The 20,025-nt window shown below is 44.2% G+C and carries 22 protein-coding genes, 1 tRNA gene and 1 riboswitch; of the genes, 18 read left to right on the top strand and 5 right to left on the bottom strand.

The window, feature by feature from the left end:
* Window positions 1–151: 151 nt before the first annotated feature.
* Both HNR44_RS13900 and HNR44_RS13895 read right to left on the bottom strand, forming a co-directional pair.
* Window positions 152–227, bottom strand: a tRNA-Ala gene (locus HNR44_RS13900).
* 274 nt (window positions 228–501) lie between these two features.
* Window positions 502–1,287: a class I SAM-dependent methyltransferase gene (locus HNR44_RS13895; protein ID WP_184404925.1), complete on the bottom strand. Its 786-nt coding sequence runs from the start codon at window positions 1,285–1,287 to the stop codon at window positions 502–504.
* A gap of 103 nt (window positions 1,288–1,390) precedes the next feature.
* On the opposite strand from HNR44_RS13895, the gene HNR44_RS13890 reads away from it, so the two are divergent.
* From HNR44_RS13890 to queF, 6 genes are all read left to right on the top strand, one after another.
* Complete coding sequence (locus tag HNR44_RS13890) at window positions 1,391–1,978, top strand: LOG family protein (RefSeq protein ID WP_184404924.1); 588 nt, start codon at window positions 1,391–1,393, stop codon at window positions 1,976–1,978.
* Window positions 1,979–2,199: 221 nt separating this feature from the next.
* On the top strand, window positions 2,200–2,586 hold the full coding sequence (locus tag HNR44_RS13885) for a hypothetical protein (protein ID WP_184404923.1): 387 nt from the start codon (window positions 2,200–2,202) through the stop codon (window positions 2,584–2,586).
* 179 nt (window positions 2,587–2,765) lie between these two features.
* On the top strand, window positions 2,766–3,428 hold the full coding sequence (gene queC / locus HNR44_RS13880; protein WP_184404922.1) for a 7-cyano-7-deazaguanine synthase QueC: 663 nt from the start codon (window positions 2,766–2,768) through the stop codon (window positions 3,426–3,428).
* Window positions 3,428–3,853, top strand: coding sequence for a 6-carboxytetrahydropterin synthase QueD (gene queD / locus HNR44_RS13875; protein ID WP_184404920.1), 426 nt, complete (start codon window positions 3,428–3,430; stop codon window positions 3,851–3,853). The genes queC and queD overlap by 1 nt, the downstream gene beginning before the upstream one ends.
* Window positions 3,850–4,572, top strand: coding sequence for a 7-carboxy-7-deazaguanine synthase QueE (gene queE, locus HNR44_RS13870; protein WP_184404919.1), 723 nt, complete (start codon window positions 3,850–3,852; stop codon window positions 4,570–4,572). The genes queD and queE overlap by 4 nt, the downstream gene beginning before the upstream one ends.
* Before the next feature lie 12 nt (window positions 4,573–4,584).
* The gene (gene queF, locus HNR44_RS13865; RefSeq protein WP_184404918.1) at window positions 4,585–5,073 is read left to right on the top strand and encodes a preQ(1) synthase; all 489 of its coding nucleotides are present in this window, start codon (window positions 4,585–4,587) and stop codon (window positions 5,071–5,073) included.
* Window positions 5,074–5,135: 62 nt separating this feature from the next.
* Here queF and HNR44_RS13860 read toward each other — a convergent pair whose 3' ends face one another.
* Complete coding sequence (locus HNR44_RS13860) at window positions 5,136–5,669, bottom strand: GNAT family N-acetyltransferase (protein WP_184404917.1); 534 nt, start codon at window positions 5,667–5,669, stop codon at window positions 5,136–5,138.
* A 549-nt stretch (window positions 5,670–6,218) separates the two neighbouring features.
* Window positions 6,219–7,202, bottom strand: a complete 984-nt coding sequence (locus HNR44_RS13855) for an aldo/keto reductase (RefSeq protein WP_184404916.1) — start codon at window positions 7,200–7,202, stop codon at window positions 6,219–6,221.
* Window positions 7,203–7,466: 264 nt separating this feature from the next.
* Here HNR44_RS13855 and HNR44_RS13850 point away from each other — a divergent pair, with 264 nt between their 5' ends.
* From HNR44_RS13850 to HNR44_RS13825, 6 genes are all read left to right on the top strand, one after another.
* Window positions 7,467–8,243, top strand: coding sequence for a putative hydro-lyase (locus tag HNR44_RS13850; RefSeq protein ID WP_184404915.1), 777 nt, complete (start codon window positions 7,467–7,469; stop codon window positions 8,241–8,243).
* Between the two features lie 237 nt (window positions 8,244–8,480).
* Entirely contained in the window at window positions 8,481–10,007 is a 1,527-nt protein-coding gene (locus tag HNR44_RS13845; RefSeq protein ID WP_221434314.1) for a BCCT family transporter, read from the top strand.
* A 308-nt stretch (window positions 10,008–10,315) separates the two neighbouring features.
* Complete coding sequence (locus HNR44_RS13840; protein WP_184404914.1) at window positions 10,316–11,377, top strand: type III polyketide synthase; 1,062 nt, start codon at window positions 10,316–10,318, stop codon at window positions 11,375–11,377.
* A gap of 4 nt (window positions 11,378–11,381) precedes the next feature.
* Complete coding sequence (locus HNR44_RS13835) at window positions 11,382–11,900, top strand: isoprenylcysteine carboxyl methyltransferase family protein (protein WP_184404913.1); 519 nt, start codon at window positions 11,382–11,384, stop codon at window positions 11,898–11,900.
* 99 nt (window positions 11,901–11,999) lie between these two features.
* On the top strand, window positions 12,000–12,539 hold the full coding sequence (locus HNR44_RS13830; RefSeq protein WP_184404911.1) for a DUF2179 domain-containing protein: 540 nt from the start codon (window positions 12,000–12,002) through the stop codon (window positions 12,537–12,539).
* The gene (locus tag HNR44_RS13825; RefSeq protein ID WP_184404910.1) at window positions 12,540–12,719 is read left to right on the top strand and encodes an NETI motif-containing protein; all 180 of its coding nucleotides are present in this window, start codon (window positions 12,540–12,542) and stop codon (window positions 12,717–12,719) included.
* A 53-nt stretch (window positions 12,720–12,772) separates the two neighbouring features.
* Here the strand turns inward: HNR44_RS13825 and hmpA are convergent, their stop codons facing one another.
* Window positions 12,773–13,948 carry an NO-inducible flavohemoprotein gene (gene hmpA / locus HNR44_RS13820; RefSeq protein ID WP_184404909.1) on the bottom strand — a complete coding sequence of 392 codons (1,176 nt, stop codon included), beginning with the start codon at window positions 13,946–13,948 and terminating at the stop codon, window positions 12,773–12,775.
* Between the two features lie 125 nt (window positions 13,949–14,073).
* On the opposite strand from hmpA, the gene HNR44_RS13815 reads away from it, so the two are divergent.
* The 6 genes from HNR44_RS13815 to purB all read left to right on the top strand — a co-directional run bounded on the left by HNR44_RS13815 (window position 14,074) and on the right by purB (window position 20,011).
* A complete protein-coding gene (locus HNR44_RS13815) occupies window positions 14,074–14,505 on the top strand; it encodes an Rrf2 family transcriptional regulator (protein WP_184404908.1) in 432 nt (143 codons plus the stop codon).
* A gap of 578 nt (window positions 14,506–15,083) precedes the next feature.
* Window positions 15,084–16,028 (top strand): DUF6612 family protein, encoded by a 945-nt coding sequence (locus HNR44_RS13810; protein ID WP_184404907.1) that lies wholly within the window; start codon window positions 15,084–15,086, stop codon window positions 16,026–16,028.
* Window positions 16,029–16,088: 60 nt separating this feature from the next.
* Complete coding sequence (locus tag HNR44_RS13805; protein ID WP_184404906.1) at window positions 16,089–16,727, top strand: class D sortase; 639 nt, start codon at window positions 16,089–16,091, stop codon at window positions 16,725–16,727.
* A gap of 173 nt (window positions 16,728–16,900) precedes the next feature.
* Window positions 16,901–17,002, top strand: a riboswitch (purine riboswitch).
* A gap of 88 nt (window positions 17,003–17,090) precedes the next feature.
* Window positions 17,091–17,582 (top strand): 5-(carboxyamino)imidazole ribonucleotide mutase, encoded by a 492-nt coding sequence (gene purE / locus HNR44_RS13800; protein WP_184404904.1) that lies wholly within the window; start codon window positions 17,091–17,093, stop codon window positions 17,580–17,582.
* Complete coding sequence (gene purK, locus HNR44_RS13795) at window positions 17,579–18,694, top strand: 5-(carboxyamino)imidazole ribonucleotide synthase (RefSeq protein WP_184404903.1); 1,116 nt, start codon at window positions 17,579–17,581, stop codon at window positions 18,692–18,694. The genes purE and purK overlap by 4 nt, the downstream gene beginning before the upstream one ends.
* A gap of 18 nt (window positions 18,695–18,712) precedes the next feature.
* Window positions 18,713–20,011: an adenylosuccinate lyase gene (purB, locus tag HNR44_RS13790; protein ID WP_184405086.1), complete on the top strand. Its 1,299-nt coding sequence runs from the start codon at window positions 18,713–18,715 to the stop codon at window positions 20,009–20,011.
* Window positions 20,012–20,025: the final 14 nt, after the last annotated feature.

Here is a 20,025-nt window from a genome sequence, read left to right as displayed (position 1 = left end):
TAGAGTATAATGCCCAGAGCCGCAGGTGCACGGAGTACCATATGATTCAATCTTATGTGTAGGCGGCCGTTAAGAAATGTTATTGGTGCCTAGAAAATAAATAAACGCAGCCCCCCTAGTGGGGAACTGCGTGGGTTCACAAGTATGTATATGGTGGAGCCAAGGGGACTCGAACCCCTGACCTTCGCGCTGCCAGCGCGACGCTCTCCCAGCTGAGCTATGGCCCCGTTCCGCTGGTTGAACAATTATTAATATAACAGGAGTAAAAGACGGGCGTCAAGGATTTTCGGGAAAATAGGAGAATAATGTCGATATTTTTTCTCTATAATGCTTAGAGGAAGACAGGGCTTTTCGCCGAATTCCTTAGCTGTAGCGCCGAATCACCATGTCGTGCGCTGAATTCTCGGGTGTTTCGCCGAAATATTAGGTCCTCCCGCCGAAAAGGAGGAAAGAAGCATCAAATGAAAGGAGCTACCCTTTTGGGGCAGCCCTGTCTTAAATTTATTCATCTTTTACAGCTACAAAACGAAGTCGTACATAGTCAGCGAACCATGTATCATCATCAACGAGTGCTGGTTCTGCGTAGGTGATCGTGCGCTCTAGGACAAATTCCTGGTCTTCTTTACTCAACGGCTGTAGTAAAGGGTCAGCAAAGTTCTTCATCCAGGATTTGAGTCCTTCAGGACCATTGTTCAAGGCTGTGGGACGCTGAAACTGGGCAGCTTGTTCAACGGTAAAACCATTTTTTTCGAGTAACGCAGCGTACTCTGCTAGACTTGGGAAGTACCAAGGGAATACGGCTGGCATCGGTTCTTGACCGATTTCTACGAAGGCCATGTTAATCGAAGCGATAATGGTGGCAATGTTTTCTTTCGCGCCCATTTCTCCGACAAATCTTCCACCTGGCTTTAATGCTTTAGAAACGGAAGTGATGACGGATTGAGGGTCAGTCATCCAGTGCAAAGCAGCATTAGAAAACACGGCATCGACCAGTGTATCTACTTCAAAATCAGTGCCATCGGCGATGTTAAAAGTAAGGTTTGGATAATGCGTCTTCGCTTCGTGAATCATAGCTTCTGAGTTATCAAGGCCTGTTACTTTGGCGCCGGATTCTGCAATTTTTGCAGTCAGATGCCCGGTGCCACATCCAAGGTCAATAATGGTCTCGCCTTCTTTTGCATTTAGCCAGTGAAGAACGTCTTCTCCATAGTGCAAAACGTATTGGGCTGTATTGTCATAAAGGGTAGGGTCCCAAATTTTAGCCGCTATTTGTTGTTGGTTTGTCATGCTCAGAGGACTCCTTTCAAGAGCGATGATTGTTATTATTATAATGAAATTACAGCAGTGATGCCAAAAAATCAACTTGTGAAAAATGAAAGAGGTGCTTCTGATGGATACCATTTGTGTTTTTGCGGGCTCCAATCCAGGCCGGAACGAAGCTTATGCGCAGGAAGCAAGGACACTTGGTCGGTTGCTGATAGAAAAAAATATCCGCCTCGTTTATGGAGGGTCAAGCGTCGGTTTAATGGGTGAAGTAGCCAATGAAGTGTTGGCGGCAGGGGGTGAGGTGATCGGCGTTATGCCCCGAGGGTTATTTCGCGGCGAGATTGTTCACCGATCGTTAACCTCATTAATTGAAGTCGATGGCATGCATGAACGGAAAGCGAAAATGAGTGACTTGTCCGATGGTTTTATCACGTTACCTGGGGGAGCAGGAACATTTGAGGAATTGTTTGAGATCTACAGTTGGGCGCAAATCGGCATTCATGACAAACCCATCGGTCTATTAGATGTAGACGGTTACTTTCAGCCTCTTTTAAAGATGATTCAATATAGTGTTCAAGAGGGCTTTTCTAACGAAGATAATCTTGAATTGCTCAACGTCTCCCCATCTTCAGCAACACTATTAGAAAGGATGGCGTCCTATCAACGACCGCAATTACGATCGAAATGGCAATATAGTAATGATAGCAAGTAAGGCTTTCGGCATAATAGCTTGGCGAAAAGCCAAGTTTTCTAAAAGATGGCCTGCTAAGGGAAACGCTCTTCATTTTGGCTGTTAGATGCAAATGAACCTAGCAGGAAAAGGGTATGGGTGTAGGAGCATGATTCGTCCATTTCATATGAATATCCACAGCTGATGCTTCATAGATTTACTAGAGAAGGGTTCACTCTTGTACTCTAGGAGGCTGATCAGCTGTGCTAGCAGGAGACATTCGGGCAAAAACGATCAAGGAGATGCAGCAAAAGAGATTGAAGCGAAAGCTTTCTATCTTTGCTCTCTTCTTTTCTATTTTAGTAGTAACCATCTTTTTTTCAGTCAGTTATCTTGCAGATATAAGTCAACAGCAGACGCTCGAATCTGGTATCCAAGAGGAAACGGAGTGGGATACGTTTTTATATCAGTATGTGGGCACAGGGTCGAAGTACACTTTCGGAGGAAACCCAAAATTTTATCTTGCCCATAATGGTGAAGGTTTTTACTTAATTCATGTGGGACAAGACAATCGTACGGTTGAACAGGTGACACCGCTAGAAGATCGACGAACGTTTGCTGTTGTATATAATAATTATGGGATTCAATAGCTTTTGCCTCCCCGAATTTAAACGAAGTCTTCTCGTTTTGAACTCGAACGAGAAATAAAGCAGAAATCTTTATTTTTATTGATAAATCCCTTATCATAATAGGGATTGAAATTATAAAGGAGACTGGCTAGAATAGAAAGCCGTATGAGTTTGTCCTGTACTTTTAAGGAGAGAAAACGATGAAGCAAGGGAAAGCCGTCGTCGTATTTAGTGGCGGACAAGATAGCACGACCTGTTTATTTTGGTCATTGGAGCGATTTGAGAAAGTGTACGCGGTCACTTTCACCTATGGTCAGCGTCATGATGAAGAAGTTGAAGTAGCCAAGGAAATTGCTGCGGATGTAGGTGTAGAGCATGATGTACTCGATATGAGTTTACTGAACCAATTGGCCCCAAATGCACTGACGCGAAGCGACATTAAAGTGAGCGATGGTGAAGACGGGGAGTTGCCTAGTACATTTGTACCTGGGCGTAATTTACTTTTTCTATCATTTGCTGCCATTTTTGGACAGCAGCGAGACGCCTATCATGTCGTGACAGGTGTGTGTGAAACCGATTATAGCGGGTATCCCGATTGTAGGGACAGTTTTGTGAAATCATTGAATGTCACGCTTGACTTGGCGATTGATGAGACCTTTGTTCTGCACACTCCCCTCATGTGGTTAGATAAAGCCGAAACTTGGGAGCTGGCGGATGAGTTAGGAAAACTGGATTACGTCCAAAACTACACCCTCACCTGTTATCATGGAGTACGTGGCGAGGGCTGCGGTGAATGTCCAGCATGTCAACTACGAGGACAAGGACTGGACAAGTATTTAAATAGCAAGGACAGGGATGCGTAATGTTGCAACAATTTTATCCGCAAGTCTTTCATGACTTTCGTTATGAATTGAATAAAGACATGCAAATCGCTGCTGCCCATTTTATTGATCATAAAGACGCTGGCCAATGCCGGGAAACGCATGGCCATACGTATTTTATAAATTTGACAATCGCCGGAGACAACCTTGATGACTCAGGGTTTCTCGTAAATTTTAAAGTGTTAAAAGATGAAATTCATGGAATGTACGATCATACACTTTTAAACGATCATTCCTCATTTGAAGATGGGCTGCCGACGACAGAAGTTGTTGCCCGCCAGTTCTGGGAACAGGTAGATAATCGGTTGGCTGTACTGGAAAACCGTCCGTATTGCCTGCAAGTGATCGTTCGAGAGACGCCGACGAGTTACGCGATCTATCGTCCGAAGCGGGGCGATCATCGATGAGTCGAAAAATTCCTGTTTTGGAAATATTTGGTCCTACCGTGCAAGGGGAGGGGATCGTCGCCGGTCAGAAAACCATGTTCGTTCGTACTGGCGGTTGCGATTATCGATGTTCATGGTGTGACTCCGCCTTTACCTGGGACGGAAGTCAAAAGCCTACCCCGATGGCAGCTAGTGAAATTATGATGGAGCTTGAGGAAAAGGGTGGAAATCGTTTTTCCCACGTGACCATTTCCGGTGGTAATCCAGCACTTCATGCAGGTATTGCTGATTTGCTCGAACTTTTCCGGGATAAAGGCATCGAGTCAGCGGTGGAAACGCAAGGTTCATTTTGGCAAGATTGGCTGCTAGCCGTCGATGATGTTACCATTTCTCCGAAACCGCCAAGCTCGCAAATGAATACCGATTGGTCACGGTTGGATACCTTCATGACACGGTTGTCTGAGCGCCAAAAGGGGAACCATAGTTTAAAAATCGTTATTTTCAATGAAGAAGATATCACCTATGCGAAGCAGGTACACAACCGTTATCCAGGTGTGCCTTTTTATTTGCAAGTTGGAAATGATGATTTGGAGAATCCGGATCCAGCTCATTTACGAGATCAACTTCTGGAAAAATATGAATGGCTTGTCGAACGGATCATGGAGGATGAACAATTAAATCATGTCCGTGTATTACCCCAGATTCATGCTCTTTTGTGGGGGAATAAACAAGGTGTTTAAAGGAGATTAAACATGGCTGAACAAGAAGGAAAAGAACTTAGTCATCTCGGCAGCGAGGGGACAACGTACAAATTTGAATACGACCCTAGCCTACTAGAAACTTTTGACAATCAGCATCCTTATCGGGATTATTTTGTGAAGTTTAACACGCCTGAATTTACAACGCTTTGTCCGATGACGGGACAGCCGGATTTTGCTACCCTTTATATTAGCTACATTCCTGATGAGAAGATGGTGGAAAGTAAGGCGTTGAAGCTTTATCTATTCAGTTTTCGAAACCACGGGGATTTTCATGAAGACGCGATGAATATCATCGTGAATGACCTTGTTGAAGCGTTGGCACCAAGATATCTTGAGGTCTGGGGGAAATTTACGCCACGTGGCGGGATTTCCATTGATCCATATGTGAATTATGGAAAACCTGGCAGCAAGTATGAAGAAATGGCTGAACAGCGGCGGTTATATCATGATCTTTACCCTGAAACAATTACAAATCGGTAACGAATAGCAGGCATGGAGAAGCTCCAGCCTGTTTTTTAATTACGTGTCGGGTAAGGATTCTTTCATTCAAAAAATACGCTTGGGTATTCCACAACTCCTGAAACATGGTGCAAACTATTTTCTCTTAATTCTAGTGCCATCAATGTTTCTTCTGGTATTTCGAAGGGGGCTTTTATTCCCCATAAAGATGCTTTTTTAAAGCCGAATTTTGGATAGTATTTCGGGTGCCCCATTACAATTACAGAATGGTATCCAAGTTCGTTCGCTTTTTCTAATGACTCAAGAATTAAACGTTTTCCAATGCCTTGACTTTGATACTCGGGTAAGACAGAAACAGGGGCGAGTGCAAGTGATTCTGTAGATTGATAGTCATCAACTATTTTTATTTTGGATAACAGAATATGGCCAATAACCTCTTTGTCCCCATTTATCGCTACTACAGATAACGATGGAATGAATGCGTCGGATGTTCTAATACGTGATACCAATACATGTTCATTTTGATCACTCAATGCTACGTCAGCGAATGCGTTTATGATAACTTTTTCAGTATCTTTATAATCTTCGGGTCGTTCTTGTCTAATGGATATGGTCATCGTCATATCTCCTCATTGATGTTATTTCCTATGATCCATATTTTATCAAACTTATACTTCTCCATTAAGTCAACGAAAAAGGGGCTGCCCCAAAAGGGCAGCTTCTGCATTCGATGCTTCTAACCTTCTTTTCGGCGGTAGGACCCAATAATTCGGCGCCATCCTTTGTTTTTCGGCGCAATCATCCGAGAATTCGGCGCATGAAATGATTATTCGGCGCTACGGCTAAGGAATTCGGCGAAAATATTTTAGACATCTCCTAGGCGTTTCAGTTGTCATTTATTTTATTGGTTTCCCTGTTCCTTCTTCTGAAGATCATTGCGGACCCTCATTTACAAACGAAAGGTCCATTCGTTTATATTTTAGTTATAAAGGCACTATACTTTAGTATTTGAGTTTAAAACAAGAGGTCTTGACATCAACACTTTAGGTCCGACTCTATGACAAAGGGTTTAATAATCCTCATCTATACGAGAAAAGAAGCCAACAGCTTTAATCAAGTGATGGCTTCTTATTTCCCCCTGTACTTTTAGTCATTCTAGTGAAAACTTATTCATGAATAGGCAGCGGGGCCATCGGTGAAACCAGCTCTTGTTCACGCATTTCCTGCCAGAATGCTGATGGAATTTCAGCTTTTATTGCTGTGATGTCTTCATTAATTCTCTCGGGACGGCTGGAACCAGGGATCACGGAGGCGACTGCTGGATGCGCTGTGGAGAATTGAAGAGCAGCGGCTTTTAGGCTTACCTGGTGGCGCTGTGCGATCTCTTTTATTTGTGCTACTTTCGATGTAATTTCTGAAGGCGCCTCTTGATAGTTATAGTGAGAACCTCCGACTAAGACCCCTGAATTATACGGAGCGCCGACAACAATGCCAACACCTTTTTCTTGTGCGGCAGGCATTAATCGCTGCAGCGCACGCTCATGATTCAAAAGAGTATAGTGGGTAGCCTGCAAGCACAAATCTGGCTTCGATTCTTCCAGTTCCAACGCCAGTTCTATCGGTTCCGTCGTATTCACTCCAATGCCCCAGGATTTAATAACCCCCTCTTCACGGAGACGCGTTAGTACGCGGAATGCTCCTTTTCTGGCCGTATCAAACTTTGAAATCCATTCGTCCCCATGGAAATCTGGTGAAATATCATGTGCATAGACGAAATCTAATCGGTCCGTCTTTAAGCGTTCCAGGCTCTGTTCGATTGACCGGAGAGTTGCATCTTCGCTGTAGTCAGTAATAACTTTATTTTTACGGCCAAATTCGAACAGCCCATTTTTCTCTTCCCATTCGTCCGAAATCACACGGCCTACTTTTGTGCTTAACATAAAGTCATCACGATTATATTGGGATAAAGCATTTCCTACTCGTATTTCAGATAAGCCGGCTCCATAAAAGGGGGCTGTATCGAAATAGCGAATGCCATGGTCCCAGGCAGCATCAATGGTTGCTTTGACTTCCTTCTCCGGAATATCGCGATACATATTTCCTAGAGGAGCTGTTCCTAACCCTATTTTCCCCAGTGACGCTTCGTCCATATTTATCTTTCCTCCTCAACGATTGTAAATCATCCATACCTTTATTAAATTACCGTTGTTAGGATAAAATAAACCTTTGCAAAAACCCTCCCCCCATTTATTCTAGATGAAAGGCTTCTACCGCATTTGCTCTTCCTTCAGACATTTGTTTGATTATGAATGGAGAAGTGATGAAATTAGATGGGGGAAGAGAATTTGGTGATTTTTTATAATTAAAAGAAGTGATGAGCGACTATATGCTAAATGGTAGAGGGAGGCCCTAGAATGGAGAGTAAACAACTTTTAATGGAAAAAATCCGATGCGGAGAGATGAAATCCCCAACGTCTGGTCTTGCCAGCGGATTTACGCAAGCAAATCTCGTTATTTTGAAAAAAGCGTTCGCCTTTGATTTTTTATTGTTTTGCCAACGGAATCCGAAATCATGTCCAGTGCTTGATGTTACTGACGTGGGCTCAGCTTTCGCTCGTAAATTTGCGCCGGGTGCAGATGTACGTACAGATATCCCCAAATATCATATATATAAAGGTGGGACATTCGTCGAAGAAGTCACAGATATAACTGAGCATTGGCAAGATGATATGGTTGCATTCCTCTTGGGATGCAGTTTTACGTTTGAGGAGGCGCTCCTCGCAAATGGTATAGGGATTCGCCATAATGAAGAAGGTTGTAATGTTCCCATGTATCGAACGAATATCCCAACGGAGCCGGCTGGAATTTTTCACGGGCCAATGGTTGTCAGTATGAGACCGATTGCGAAAGATCAAGTTGTACGGGCGGTGCAAGTGACATCGCGATTTCCGGATGTGCATGGCGGACCTGTCCATATCGGCGACCCTGATTTTATTGGTATTTCAAACATGGACGAACCGGAATATGGTGAAGCTGTGAGCATCCAAGAGGGCGAGGTCCCGGTTTTTTGGGCGTGTGGGGTAACTTCGCAATCAGTCGCGCTGGCAAGTAAACCTGACCTTATGATTACGCATGCTCCCGGGCACATGTTCATTACGGACGTCAAAAATGAAATGCTCGGTATACTTTAAGGAATCAAGGTGGGGGAGGATACATTGCACATTAAGAGAGAACGCAGTAGGGAGCATACCAAGGATTTGTAAGGGTTTAAGCGCAAAACGAATAAACCTCTCAAGTTTAGTCATTATAAATATAAGGTTTCAGGAACATTATGATGATCGTATCTGCACAAATTTATGGTTGCATAGCGTTACTTATAGTGATAATGTCTGGAATTGCGTGTTTTTATAACTTGGGAGGTTTGGATATTGAAAGCAAAAACAGATTGGCCTGTGTTCGCCATCAGCGGTGGCATCCTAGTACTTTTTGTGCTCGCCTCACTGATTCAAGCGGATGTTGTGGCCGATATCGTAGATCTATTATTTGGATGGTCAACGACATACTTTGGTGCCTTTTGGCAAGTGTTAATGGTGGCAATTTTTGCCGTTGCGCTTGGTTTAATGATTTCAAAGTATGGAAACATTCGTTTAGGCCTTACAGATCGTCCTGAAACGAGCAATTTTAAATGGATTGCAATGATTATTACGACATTAATGGCCGGAGGTGGTGTATTTTGGGCAGCTGCTGAACCTGTGTATCATTTTCTCGAAACCCCTCCAATGTATGGGGACACTCCTCCGGCTGAGGAAGCAACCATCTTTCCAGCGTTGGCGCAATCGTTTCTGGATTGGGGATTCCTGGCTTGGGCCGTGAATGGAACGCTGGCAGTGGTTGTGTTGATGTATGGACAGTCGAAAGGTATGCCGCTGAAGCCTAGAATTTTACTGTATCCGATCTTTGGGGAAAAGATCATGGAAAAAAGTACCTTAGGTACATTGGTGGATTCTTTTTCCATTGTTGCTGTTGCGGCTGGAACCATCGGTCCCATTGGGTTTCTTGGATTACAGGTTGCCTATATGATGGATGAGTTGTTCGGTGTCCCTAATACACTGGTCACCCAGTTAGTCATCGTTTTTGGCCTTGTTTTAATTGCAGCTATTTCTGCAATGACAGGGGTTCATAAAGGGATCCAATTTCTCAGCCGTTTTAACATAGCCTTCGCCATATTTCTAAGTGTGCTCATTTTACTCATTGGCCCGGGTAAATTTATCGTTGATAACTTCCTTGGGGCATTTGGCGTTTATGTACAGGACTTTTTAAAGCTCGCATTTTATCGAGGAGATGATGGTTGGCTTTCACAATGGACGCTGTTCTTCTGGGGTTGGTTTATTGGTTATGCGCCCCTAATGGCGATTTTTATCAGCCGTATCTCTCATGGAAGAACCTTGCGGGAGTTATTCCTTGCCGTTCTGATTATATCTCCACTGGTGATGAATTTTTGGTTTACGATTGTTGGCGGCACTGGAATATTCCATGAACTTCAACATCCAGGGTCGGTGAGCGCCCCTCTTGATGCCGGCGGCTTACCTGCTGCGATTAACGCGATCGTTACCCAGCTGCCCGGTGGCTTTTGGCTCGCCACAGGCTTTTTGATTGTGGCTATTATTTTCGTTGCAACGACAGCTGATACGTTGTCTTATACGATTTCGATCACGATTACAGGCAGGGATAATCCGCAAAAAGGAATGCGTGTTTTCTGGGCCATCATTATGGGGGCAATGGCATCGATCCTTATTATGTTAGGGGAAGGAAGCATTGGTGCCTTACAATCCTTTATTGTCGTTACTGCCGTCCCAGTCTCTTTAATTTTACTACCATCCTTATGGCTGGCTCCTCGGGTAGCGAAAATCATGGCCCGAGAGCAAGGGATTATAAAGAAAAAGACATCATCGTGATGATGGAACGGGAATTGCGCTTTCGCCGAATTCCTTGGCCGAAGTGCCGAATAATCGTACTTGTGCGCTGAATTCGCTGTTGATTCCGCCGAATACCGAAGAATTACGCCGAAAAATAGATCCCGTCCGCCGAAATCGAGTTGATTGACGGCATTGGGAAAAAAGTTTTTGTAACTAAAATCCGTTGTGATGGGTATTCCTCACAGCGGATTTTTATTTCCTTAAAAGGAATTTTTGGGCAATGCCTCATTTTTCATACGTAATTGGAAAGGCTACAGTGGACGAGAGTATAAAGGGGTGAGGCTGTCATGCCTGCAATTGAAACGGTAACAACTGCAATTCCACCTTATCAGGTGACGCAAACGGATATCGCCCATATGGTTCGCTCGCTGTTTGCAGGAGACTTCATCGATATTGATCGACTGCTTACAGTGTTTGACCATAGTCAAATCCATAAAAGGCAGTTGGTAAAACCTTTGGATTGGTATCAAGAACCGCACAGTTTTGGTGAAAAGAATCAAGCATTTGTTGAGCATGCCGTACAGCTCGGATCTCAAGCTGTGGAAGACTGTATAAAAAAAGCAGAAGCGAGTCACGAAGATATCACAGCGATTATTTCCGTCACGAGCACAGGGTTAGCAACCCCTTCCATTGAAGTGAGGATCATGAATGAATTGAAATTGCCGGTACATATGAAACGTATTCCATTATGGGGGCTTGGCTGTGGTGGAGGTGCAGCAGGATTGGCACGGGCTTATGAATTTTGCCGAGCCTATCCAGACGCGCGGGTTCTTGTTCTCTGTATAGAATTATGCAGCCTAACTTTCCAGCATGGAGATCGTTCAAAGAGTAATTTAGTAGGCACATCTTTATTTTCCGATGGTGTAGCTTGTGCATTGATCGTTGGAGATGACGTTCCATCCAGCTCTTGTGTCCGCCCTTATATTGTTGATACAGCTTCGACGTTAATGCCTGATTCCGAACGGGTGATGGGCTGGGATGTGGGCGATAACGGTCTGCACGTTATCTTTTCCAGAGATATTCCTACGATTGCATCTCAGTGGCTGGGTCCTAACATCGAGCAATTTTTGCAGCGATTGGATAAAGAATATAACGATATTACAGCATTTGTGGCTCATCCAGGGGGAAGGAAAGTGTTAGAAGCCTACGAGAAAGCGCTGGTGATTCCTCCTGAACGAACGGCCTATGCACGCAAAGTACTCGAAAATCATGGGAATATGTCATCACCGACGGTTCTATATGTTTTAAAAGAGATAATAGAATCAGGATATTCCCGTGGCGATGAAGGTCTTGTCACCGCCCTAGGGCCGGGTTTTAGCTCCGAATTACTTTGGTTGGAATGGAGGTAGGGAAATGGTATTATTTATCCTCTTATATCTATGGGTGATTGTTTTTCGCTGTGTTGAATTATGGTGGGCGAGAAAAAATGAAGCGTGGATGAAAGCAAGAGGGGGCGAAGAGTATGGCGGCGGTCACTACCCTTGGATTGTAGCCATGCATACGGCTTTTTTGCTGTCGTTTTTGTTTGAAGCTTTTTTTCGGGATTTTGCCTTGTCACCGGGGTGGCCCATTTTACTGATCCTTTTTTTAGGGACGCAAGGCTTACGTGCTTGGGCACTGGGGTCGCTTGGACGTTTCTGGAATGTGAAAGTGATCGTGTTACCGGGTGAAAATGTGATTCAGAAAGGCCCCTATCGTTGGTTAAAGCACCCGAATTATCTTGTTGTGACCCTGGAGATTTTACTGCTTCCGCTTATATTTCAAGCCTATATTACAGCGGTCATTTTCACGATCGTGAATGCATGTGTGCTCTTTTTTGTTCGAATCCCGATTGAAGAGAGAGCGTTGAAAGTCTACGATCGTACAGAATAAAAAATTTGTCGAAAAAGGCGAAAAATAATGCTTCCCGAAATCGATTTTTCATGATATATTTTTGCGGAAAAAGTTCATGATTTTGGAGGGCTGGCTACCTTGGGAAGTTTTTTGCTAGAAAATGCCTGGACGCTTTTGATCATCATTTTGATGATTAACGTTGTGTACGTTAGTTTGTTCACGCTTCGTATGATATTAACGCTTAAGGGAGTGCGCTATGGGGCCGCGGTCGTTGGCATGGTTGAAATCACGGTCTATGTTACAGGACTTGGGCTGGTTCTCGATAATATGACTTCTGTTCTTCATGTGGTTGCCTATGCGTTAGGTTTTGGAATTGGGGTCATTGTAGGGATGAAAATTGAAGAAAAGCTTGCCTTAGGGTACATTACTGTTAATGTGATTACGAAAGAATATGAACCTGATATCCCGAACCGCTTACGGGATAAAGGGTACGGGGTGACCAACTGGGTGACGTACGGACGAGAAGGTGAACGGATGATGATGGAAATTTTGACCTCCCGAAAATCTGAAAAAGATTTGTTCGACACCGTAAGCTTGCTCGATCCAAAGGCGTTTATTATTTCCCATGAACCGAAAAAATTTAATGGCGGTTTCTGGGTTAAAGGGGTACGACGTTAAATGGGGAAAAAGATCAAGTACGAAGTAGCTAATAATGAAAGCATTGCCGATTGTTTGGAACGAATCGAACGCGATGGTTACCAACCTGTACGAAGGCTCGAAAAACCTGTCTTTAAGGAAGGGGATAGCGACGTGGAATTCGTGGGGCAGAGAATCGAGTTTGAGGTGAAAAAGAAATAATTTTTTAGTGAAAGCCGTGTTACCATTGAAGCGACACGGCTTCCTTATCCGTATTATATAGATGGTTTAAATTGTTCACGTTCAATGTTTTCCTCTGCAACACCTTTTTCAAGCAAGTCGTTTTTCATATCCGTCGTGAAAGAAACAGGGCCGCACAAATAAAATTTTTGTGTATTTCCATCGACAACCGAGCTTAGGAACTCCTGCTTGATACGACCTTCGGTATGGGTATAACGGATGTAAGCATTGAAATTTTCATACTCACGATCCAAATGATTCATATCTTCAAGCAGGGCATGATTTTCCTCATTTTCTACTGTATACACAAAATTAACTTTTCGCTCAGGATTTACAGATAGTGCGGCTTTTGCCATACTCATGAGCGGTGTTTGCCCAATGCCCGCACCGAGGAGGGCTATAGGCTCGTCAGAAGTAAGATCTACAGTGAAAACCCCGGCAGGTGCACTCACTTGCAATTGATCTCCTTCCTCTATATGATCATGTAAATAATTTGACACTTTTCCAGCAGGCATCTCCTGATTCGATGCATCTTCGCGTTTGATTGAAATACGGTAATACGTTTTCTCCGGCGAATCGGACAAACTGTAGTGGCGCATATGAGTATGCTCCTCACCCGGCAGTTGTACTTGAAAAGTCAGATACTGACCGGGTAAAAAGGTAGGGATTTCCCCGCCATCTTCAGGTGTCAAATAAAAAGACGTTACCTCGTTACTTTCTTTTTGTTTTTGATCGATAACAAACGTCCGGAAGCCGCTCCAACCGCCGGGTTGTTGCTTTACTTCTTTATATAATGCTTTTTCCGCGTCAATGAAAATATCTGCAACAACCTGATAAGCCTCCTGCCATGCTTCGAGCCATTCATCACTTGCATCTTCACCGAGTTCTTCTTTCATCGCTTTTAGTAAATAGTGACCGACAATCGGATAATGTTCAGGGAGAACTTGCAAGGCTCGATGCTTGTGGGCAATCTGCTTAACCACTGGTACGAGCGTCTCCAGTTGCTCAATGTTCAAAGCAGCTGCATAAAGGGTATTTCTAAGTGCTTTTGGTTGCGTTCCTTGCTTTTGGTTGCGATGATTAAAGATATTCAACAATTCAGGGTGCGCTTCAAACATTTGCTCATAAAAGCGTGTTGTAATGAATTCGCCTTTCTCAGCAAGTACTGGGGCACTCTCTTTAATCATGGATACATGATGGTTGGATAACATTAGGAAAGCCACTCCAATATTAAGTAGTATTTTAAATACATCTTTATCATAGTCGTTCTTTGTGTTAAAAAGCAATATTTTAAATGCATCTTTATATAAAAGTTCACAAGATTGGAGGGATTGCTGTGCAACTCACATCTTATACGGATTACGCACTGCGTGCGCTCATTTATGTCGGAAGTCTTCCTGAAGGCTCCCGTACCTCTATAAAAGAAATTGCTACAGCTTATCACCTTTCTACGAATCATTTGCAAAAAATCGTGCATGAACTTGGGAAGAAAAACTACATAGAAACGACTCGTGGACGAAATGGCGGTCTTCAACTCGGGATGGATCCGGAAAAAGTAAACGTGGGTACGCTCGTTAGGGAACTGGAAGATATGGCGTTAGTTGAATGTTTCAATGAAAACCACACTTGCCCTATTAGCCCGGTATGTCGTCTAAAAGGCGTCTTGCATAAAGCGAACGAGGCGTTCTTGAAAGTATTGGATGATTATACGTTAGCGGATTTACTGGTGAATAAAGATGAGTTGGCGAGTATTCTGCGGGGCAGTTGAGGGAGTTTTGAATTTTTTGGTGGAAAAAGTAATGAACATTCGAGGTAGGTAAGAGGTTATGTTTCTGAGTGAATATCGAACTTTATTAGGTAGGGAAACAGTACCGTTATGTGTAATGGATGTAGGGAACTGCAAAGGTTTAAGGGGTACGTTCTTCCTAGCGTCGCCCATGGGGGCGCTAGGGTAAAATCATATCGATCTTTAAACATCTCACAGTATACGAAACTACACTCCGTGTTCATGAGGCAAGCGATTCATCGTTTTTAAAGCTTTTGAGATCTTGATGGTGCGTTCAATCGTGTTTGTTGTGTTAATCACCGTTCGAATGGATATTGGATAAGGTAGCATTTTTATGTTTAATGATCAATCGATCCATCCATCTTATCGGCAATCCATCGACCTTTAATACCAATATGAACCAAAAATTACCGGAAAACATTTAATTTTAATGAAAATTATAATAAAATATAGAATGTAATAAATAGATTTTAAGCGCTTCATTCCTTCAGCAATGATGTACTTACATAAAACGAACGTTCATTTCTATTTATTCAAAAAAATCGCAGGAGTTGATGGATATGGTGAAAAAAGCAGTCCCCCTATCGCTGGCTGCTCTGCTTGTGTCAGGCACAGCCTCCATGCAAGTGTCAGCGGAAGAGTTGAGCGCGTCAGAAATTTTACAACAGTCCAATGAGGCAATGCTTGAGCTTGAGAGTTACGCTAGTGAAACAACGATGGAACAAACGATGCCTGATCCCCTAACGGATGGCGAGTCGATTTCTATAACGACCCACTCTGAGGATGAGATCACTTTAGATCCTTTCGCTATGCACCAGGTCGTGACAACTTCGACGCCTGAAGAAGGTGAGGTTACGATCGAATCCTATTGGACGGAGGAAGGATTTTTTACAGAGGATCCTGAGGAAGGCTGGCTGAAGATGCCAGAGGATCTTAGTGCAGGTTTCGATGAAATGATGGAGGCAGCTATGGCCAGCGATCATGTGGCGCAAGCTGAAGCGCTTGGTGAAGATATGAGTGTGGAGGATACAGGTGATGAATACGTGTTAACGTATGAAGGAGATGGAGAAAAACTCTTGCAAGAGACCGAGGAGCTGCTAGGGTCAGATATGAACGGAGAAGACTCTTCGATGTTCCTTGAGGAGTTTATGGATCAAGTGAGTTTTAACGACCTAAGCTATGAAATGACGATTGATAAAGATACGTATTATATGACCGGATTAGTGATGGATACAGATATGGATATCGATATGGATGGAGAAAGTATGAATACCACTCAGTCTTTGGAGATGTCTGTATATAATTTCAACGGTATCGAGGGAATTTCTGTTCCAGATCATGTGGTGGATGAAGCTACACCGATGGAGGATATGATCGAAGAAGAAGAGGGGGGAGAACTGCCTGATACGGCATCTACCCATCCTTTGTTTGCTTTAGCAGGAGCAGCTATGGCGGTTGTTGCTGGCGGTTTGTTCTTTTTCCGAAAGCGTGTGGTTAGAGCGTAAGTTTTTGTAAAAAGCCGCATCCTGTATGCGGTTTTTTACTTTTGAGGGTGAGGTGAAAATGTGAACAAACTGCTTTTGACGATAATGTGTGCCGGTCTTTTGATCTCTGCCTACTATGGTATTCAGTGGTGGCAAAGTTCTCAGGCTGTAGAGACGGTTTCACTTGAAGAAACAAGGGAATGGAATCTAAAGGAAACGGAAGCAGTCAGTAATGAGAGCAGTGTCCGTCAAGACGAATGGTCAACGGATTCCCCCGCTATAATGAGTGATGAATGGGATACATATGACACCGGGGACGATGTTGGGCGCCTTGTTATTCCCGGCTTAGAAAAAGGATACACCACGTATTGGGGAGCTGATGACGATACGTTGGAACGAGGGGTTGGAATGTATGTTAGTGAATGGACAACCACTCCGGATCAAAAACGTCACACGGTACTCAGCGGACACCGGGATACGGTTTTCACTGAACTTGGAGAGGTGGATGAAGGCGATTCGATTGTTGTGGAATTTGGAGAGAAGCGTTACGAATATAAAGTTGAGAATATATGGATCACCGATCCGGAGGATCAGACCGTGATCGTTGACAAAGATACTCCTACACTTACATTAACGACTTGCTATCCCCTCGACTACATCGGAAACGCTCCGGAACGCTACATCATACAATCCGAACTCGTTCAAGTGCTCGATATTTGAGAAGTCAAGAGGTGAAGGGTGCACTCGCCTTTTGGCTTATTTTTTACTACGATGCGTTTTGTATCCGCATTAATAAAAGATCATTAAGTAATATCCGAACGATAAAATTAATGCCAGAGAAAATCATTCGACTTTGCATTGACATTTTTTTTAACACATACTACGATAAATATAGAAATGAACGATTAATACCTCATATAAATTCGGGAATAAGGCTCGAACGTTTCTACCTAATCGCCATAAACGATTGGTCTATGAGGAAGTAGTATTTGCGCGCAGAATTTGTCCTGCTGTGTCAATCGGCCTCCTCTTTTTGAGAAACGCGATGGACAGCAGGTTATTTTTATGTAGTGGAGGTTACAGATGGTTGTCGAAGTTGGTGTCATTATGGGAAGTACATCCGATGAGGTGACAATGAATCATGCCTGTGGAATTCTTGAGGAATTCGAGGTCCCTTATGAGAAAAAAATTGTATCTGCCCATCGAACGCCTGATTTAATGTTTCAGTACGCGGAGAAAGCGCGTGAACGGGGGCTGAAAGTGATTATTGCCGGAGCGGGCGGAGCCGCTCACCTTCCGGGGATGGTCGCAGCAAAGACGACGCTGCCGGTGATCGGTGTACCTGTCCAATCGAAGACGTTAAGCGGCTGGGATTCGCTTTTATCGATCGTGCAAATGCCAAAAGGAGTTCCAGTAGCAACGGTGGCGATTGGGGATGCAGGTGCTGAAAATGCTGGGTTGTTGGCAGTGCAAATCTTATCCACTTTCAATGAGGAACTTGCGGGGAAAATAAATGAACGCCGGGATGCGAAGGCTCGAGAAGTTATTACGCAGGGGGAGAGAACAGAGTCATGATTATACCCGGAAATACGATCGGTATTCTTGGCGGCGGTCAGCTCGGGCGGATGATGGCGCTGGAAGCGAAAGCGATGGGTTATTCAATTGCTGTGCTTGAACCGAAAGCGAACTCTCCGGCGGCGCAAGTGGCAGATGAAGAAATCGTTGCGTCCTACGATGATGAAGAGGCTGTGCGTAGATTAGCGGCGGCCAGCGACGTGGTTACTTTCGAGTTTGAGAATGTCGATACGAGGACAGCGGCGATTTTGGAAGAAGAAGGGAAGCTGCCCCAGGGCGTTGATTTATTAAGGATTTGCCAACATCGGCTGCGGGAAAAAGAAGCACTTTCTAAAGCAGCTCTGGACGTCGCTCCTTACGTTGCAGTAACTTCACTTGAAACGTTAGAAGAGGGGATCGAGAGGCTTGGTACTCCAGCTGTGTTGAAAACTTGTCGCGGTGGATATGATGGCAAAGGGCAAGTGATCATTCGTTCGGGAGAAGACCTAGTACCCGCTTATAATGAGCTGCAAGGGTCAGGGGATCTGGTGTTGGAACAATGGATCCCTTTTGATAAAGAGATATCAGTGATTGTAACGAGAACAGAAAAAGGTGAAATGACCACGTTTCCAGTTGCAGAGAACGACCATGAAGATAACATATTAAAACGAACCATTGTCCCTGCACGTATTGGCGGCCAGGCTGAACGATCCGCTGTTCAAATGGCGAAAACATTTGCCGACAGCATTTCACTCGTAGGGACACTTGCAATGGAAATGTTTTATCACGAAGACGGAAGAGTGTATGTGAATGAGCTTGCCCCGCGTCCGCATAATTCCGGGCACTATACGTTGGACGCCTGTAACGTATCGCAATTTCATTTGCATGTCCGTGCGATTTGTGGCTGGCCTCTCGTTACACCTGAATTAAATACACCAGTGGTGATGGATAATATTCTTGGTGAACACGTAGAGGACGCCATTGAAAAAATCCCATCGTATAAGAACGCATTCCTCCATCTGTACGGCAAGGCCGAAGCAAGGATAAGCCGCAAAATGGGACATGTGAACATAACCGGAAAAACACTTGAAGAAACACTCGCAAACGTCAGGCAGCTGGCCATTCGAACCTAACAGTAGAGGGGATTCATGATGATTGAACGTTATACACGCCCAGAAATGGGGCGTATCTGGACAGAAGAGAACCGATTTCAAGCTTGGTTGGAGGTAGAAATCGCCGCCTGCGAGGCTTGGGCTGAACACGGCGACATTCCAAAAGAGGATGTTACAAAAATCAGAGAACGAGCAATCTTTGATGTGGAGCGTATTCATGAGATTGAAGCGAGCACACGGCATGATGTCGTTGCCTTTACACGTGCCGTTTCCGAAACTCTTGGTGAAGAACGGAAGTGGGTACATTACGGATTAACATCCACCGATGTGGTCGATACGGCACAATCCTACTTATTAACTCAGGCCAATGATATTTTACGTAATGATTTATACCGCTTTAAAGATGTTCTGGCGAGTAAAGCCAAAGAACATCGGTATACGCTCATGATGGGCAGAACCCATGGTGTACACGCGGAGCCGACGACGTTTGGATTGAAACTCGCCCTTTGGTATGCGGAAGTGGAGCGGAACATCGAACGCTTTGAAGCAGCATCTGAAGGGGTGCGCGTTGGAAAAATGTCAGGGGCTGTCGGCACGTTTGCCAACATACCTCCTGAAATCGAAGCCATCGTGTGCGAGAAGCTTGGACTGAATTCCGCCCCTATTTCTACGCAGACGTTACAGCGCGATCGCCATGCCCACTACATCTCCACACTCGCCTTGATCGCGACATCTATTGAAAAAATGGCAGTTGAGATTCGTAACTTACAGAAAACCGAAACCCGAGAAGTCGAAGAATACTTTGCTAAAGGCCAAAAAGGTTCATCTGCAATGCCCCATAAACGGAATCCGGTCGGATCGGAAAATATGACAGGGTTATCTCGTGTCATTCGCGGTCACGTGCAAACTGCCTTTGAAAACGTCCCGCTCTGGCATGAGCGCGATATTTCCCATTCTTCTGCTGAGCGGATCATTTTTCCGGACAGTACGATTTTGCTCAACTACATGTTGAACCGCTTTACGAACATCATCGATCAGTTGACGGTATATCCGGAAAATATGAAAGAAAATATGGAAAAGACGTTTGGTCTGATTTACTCGCAGCGTGTTCTACTTACGTTGATTGACAAAGGGATGGCAAGAGAGGAAGCTTATGATCTCGTCCAGCCAATGGCAATGGAAGCTTGGGAGAAGAAAGTTCATTTCCGATCGCTCGTAGAAGCTGAGCCGAAAATGACAAACGTTCTTGATGAAGAAACGTTGAATGATTGTTTCGATGAGCGTCACCATTTGCAAAACGTCGATGTTTTATTTTCCAGAGTGGGTCTCGATGAATAAAAGGTGAGGGGATG

The sequence above is a fragment of the Geomicrobium halophilum genome, from assembly GCF_014207655.1.
Taxonomy (GTDB): Bacteria; Bacillota; Bacilli; order Bacillales; family Marinococcaceae; genus Geomicrobium; species Geomicrobium halophilum.
The sequence above is the reverse complement of the archived record's forward strand: the minus strand, read 5'-3'. Positions and strand labels throughout refer to the sequence as shown.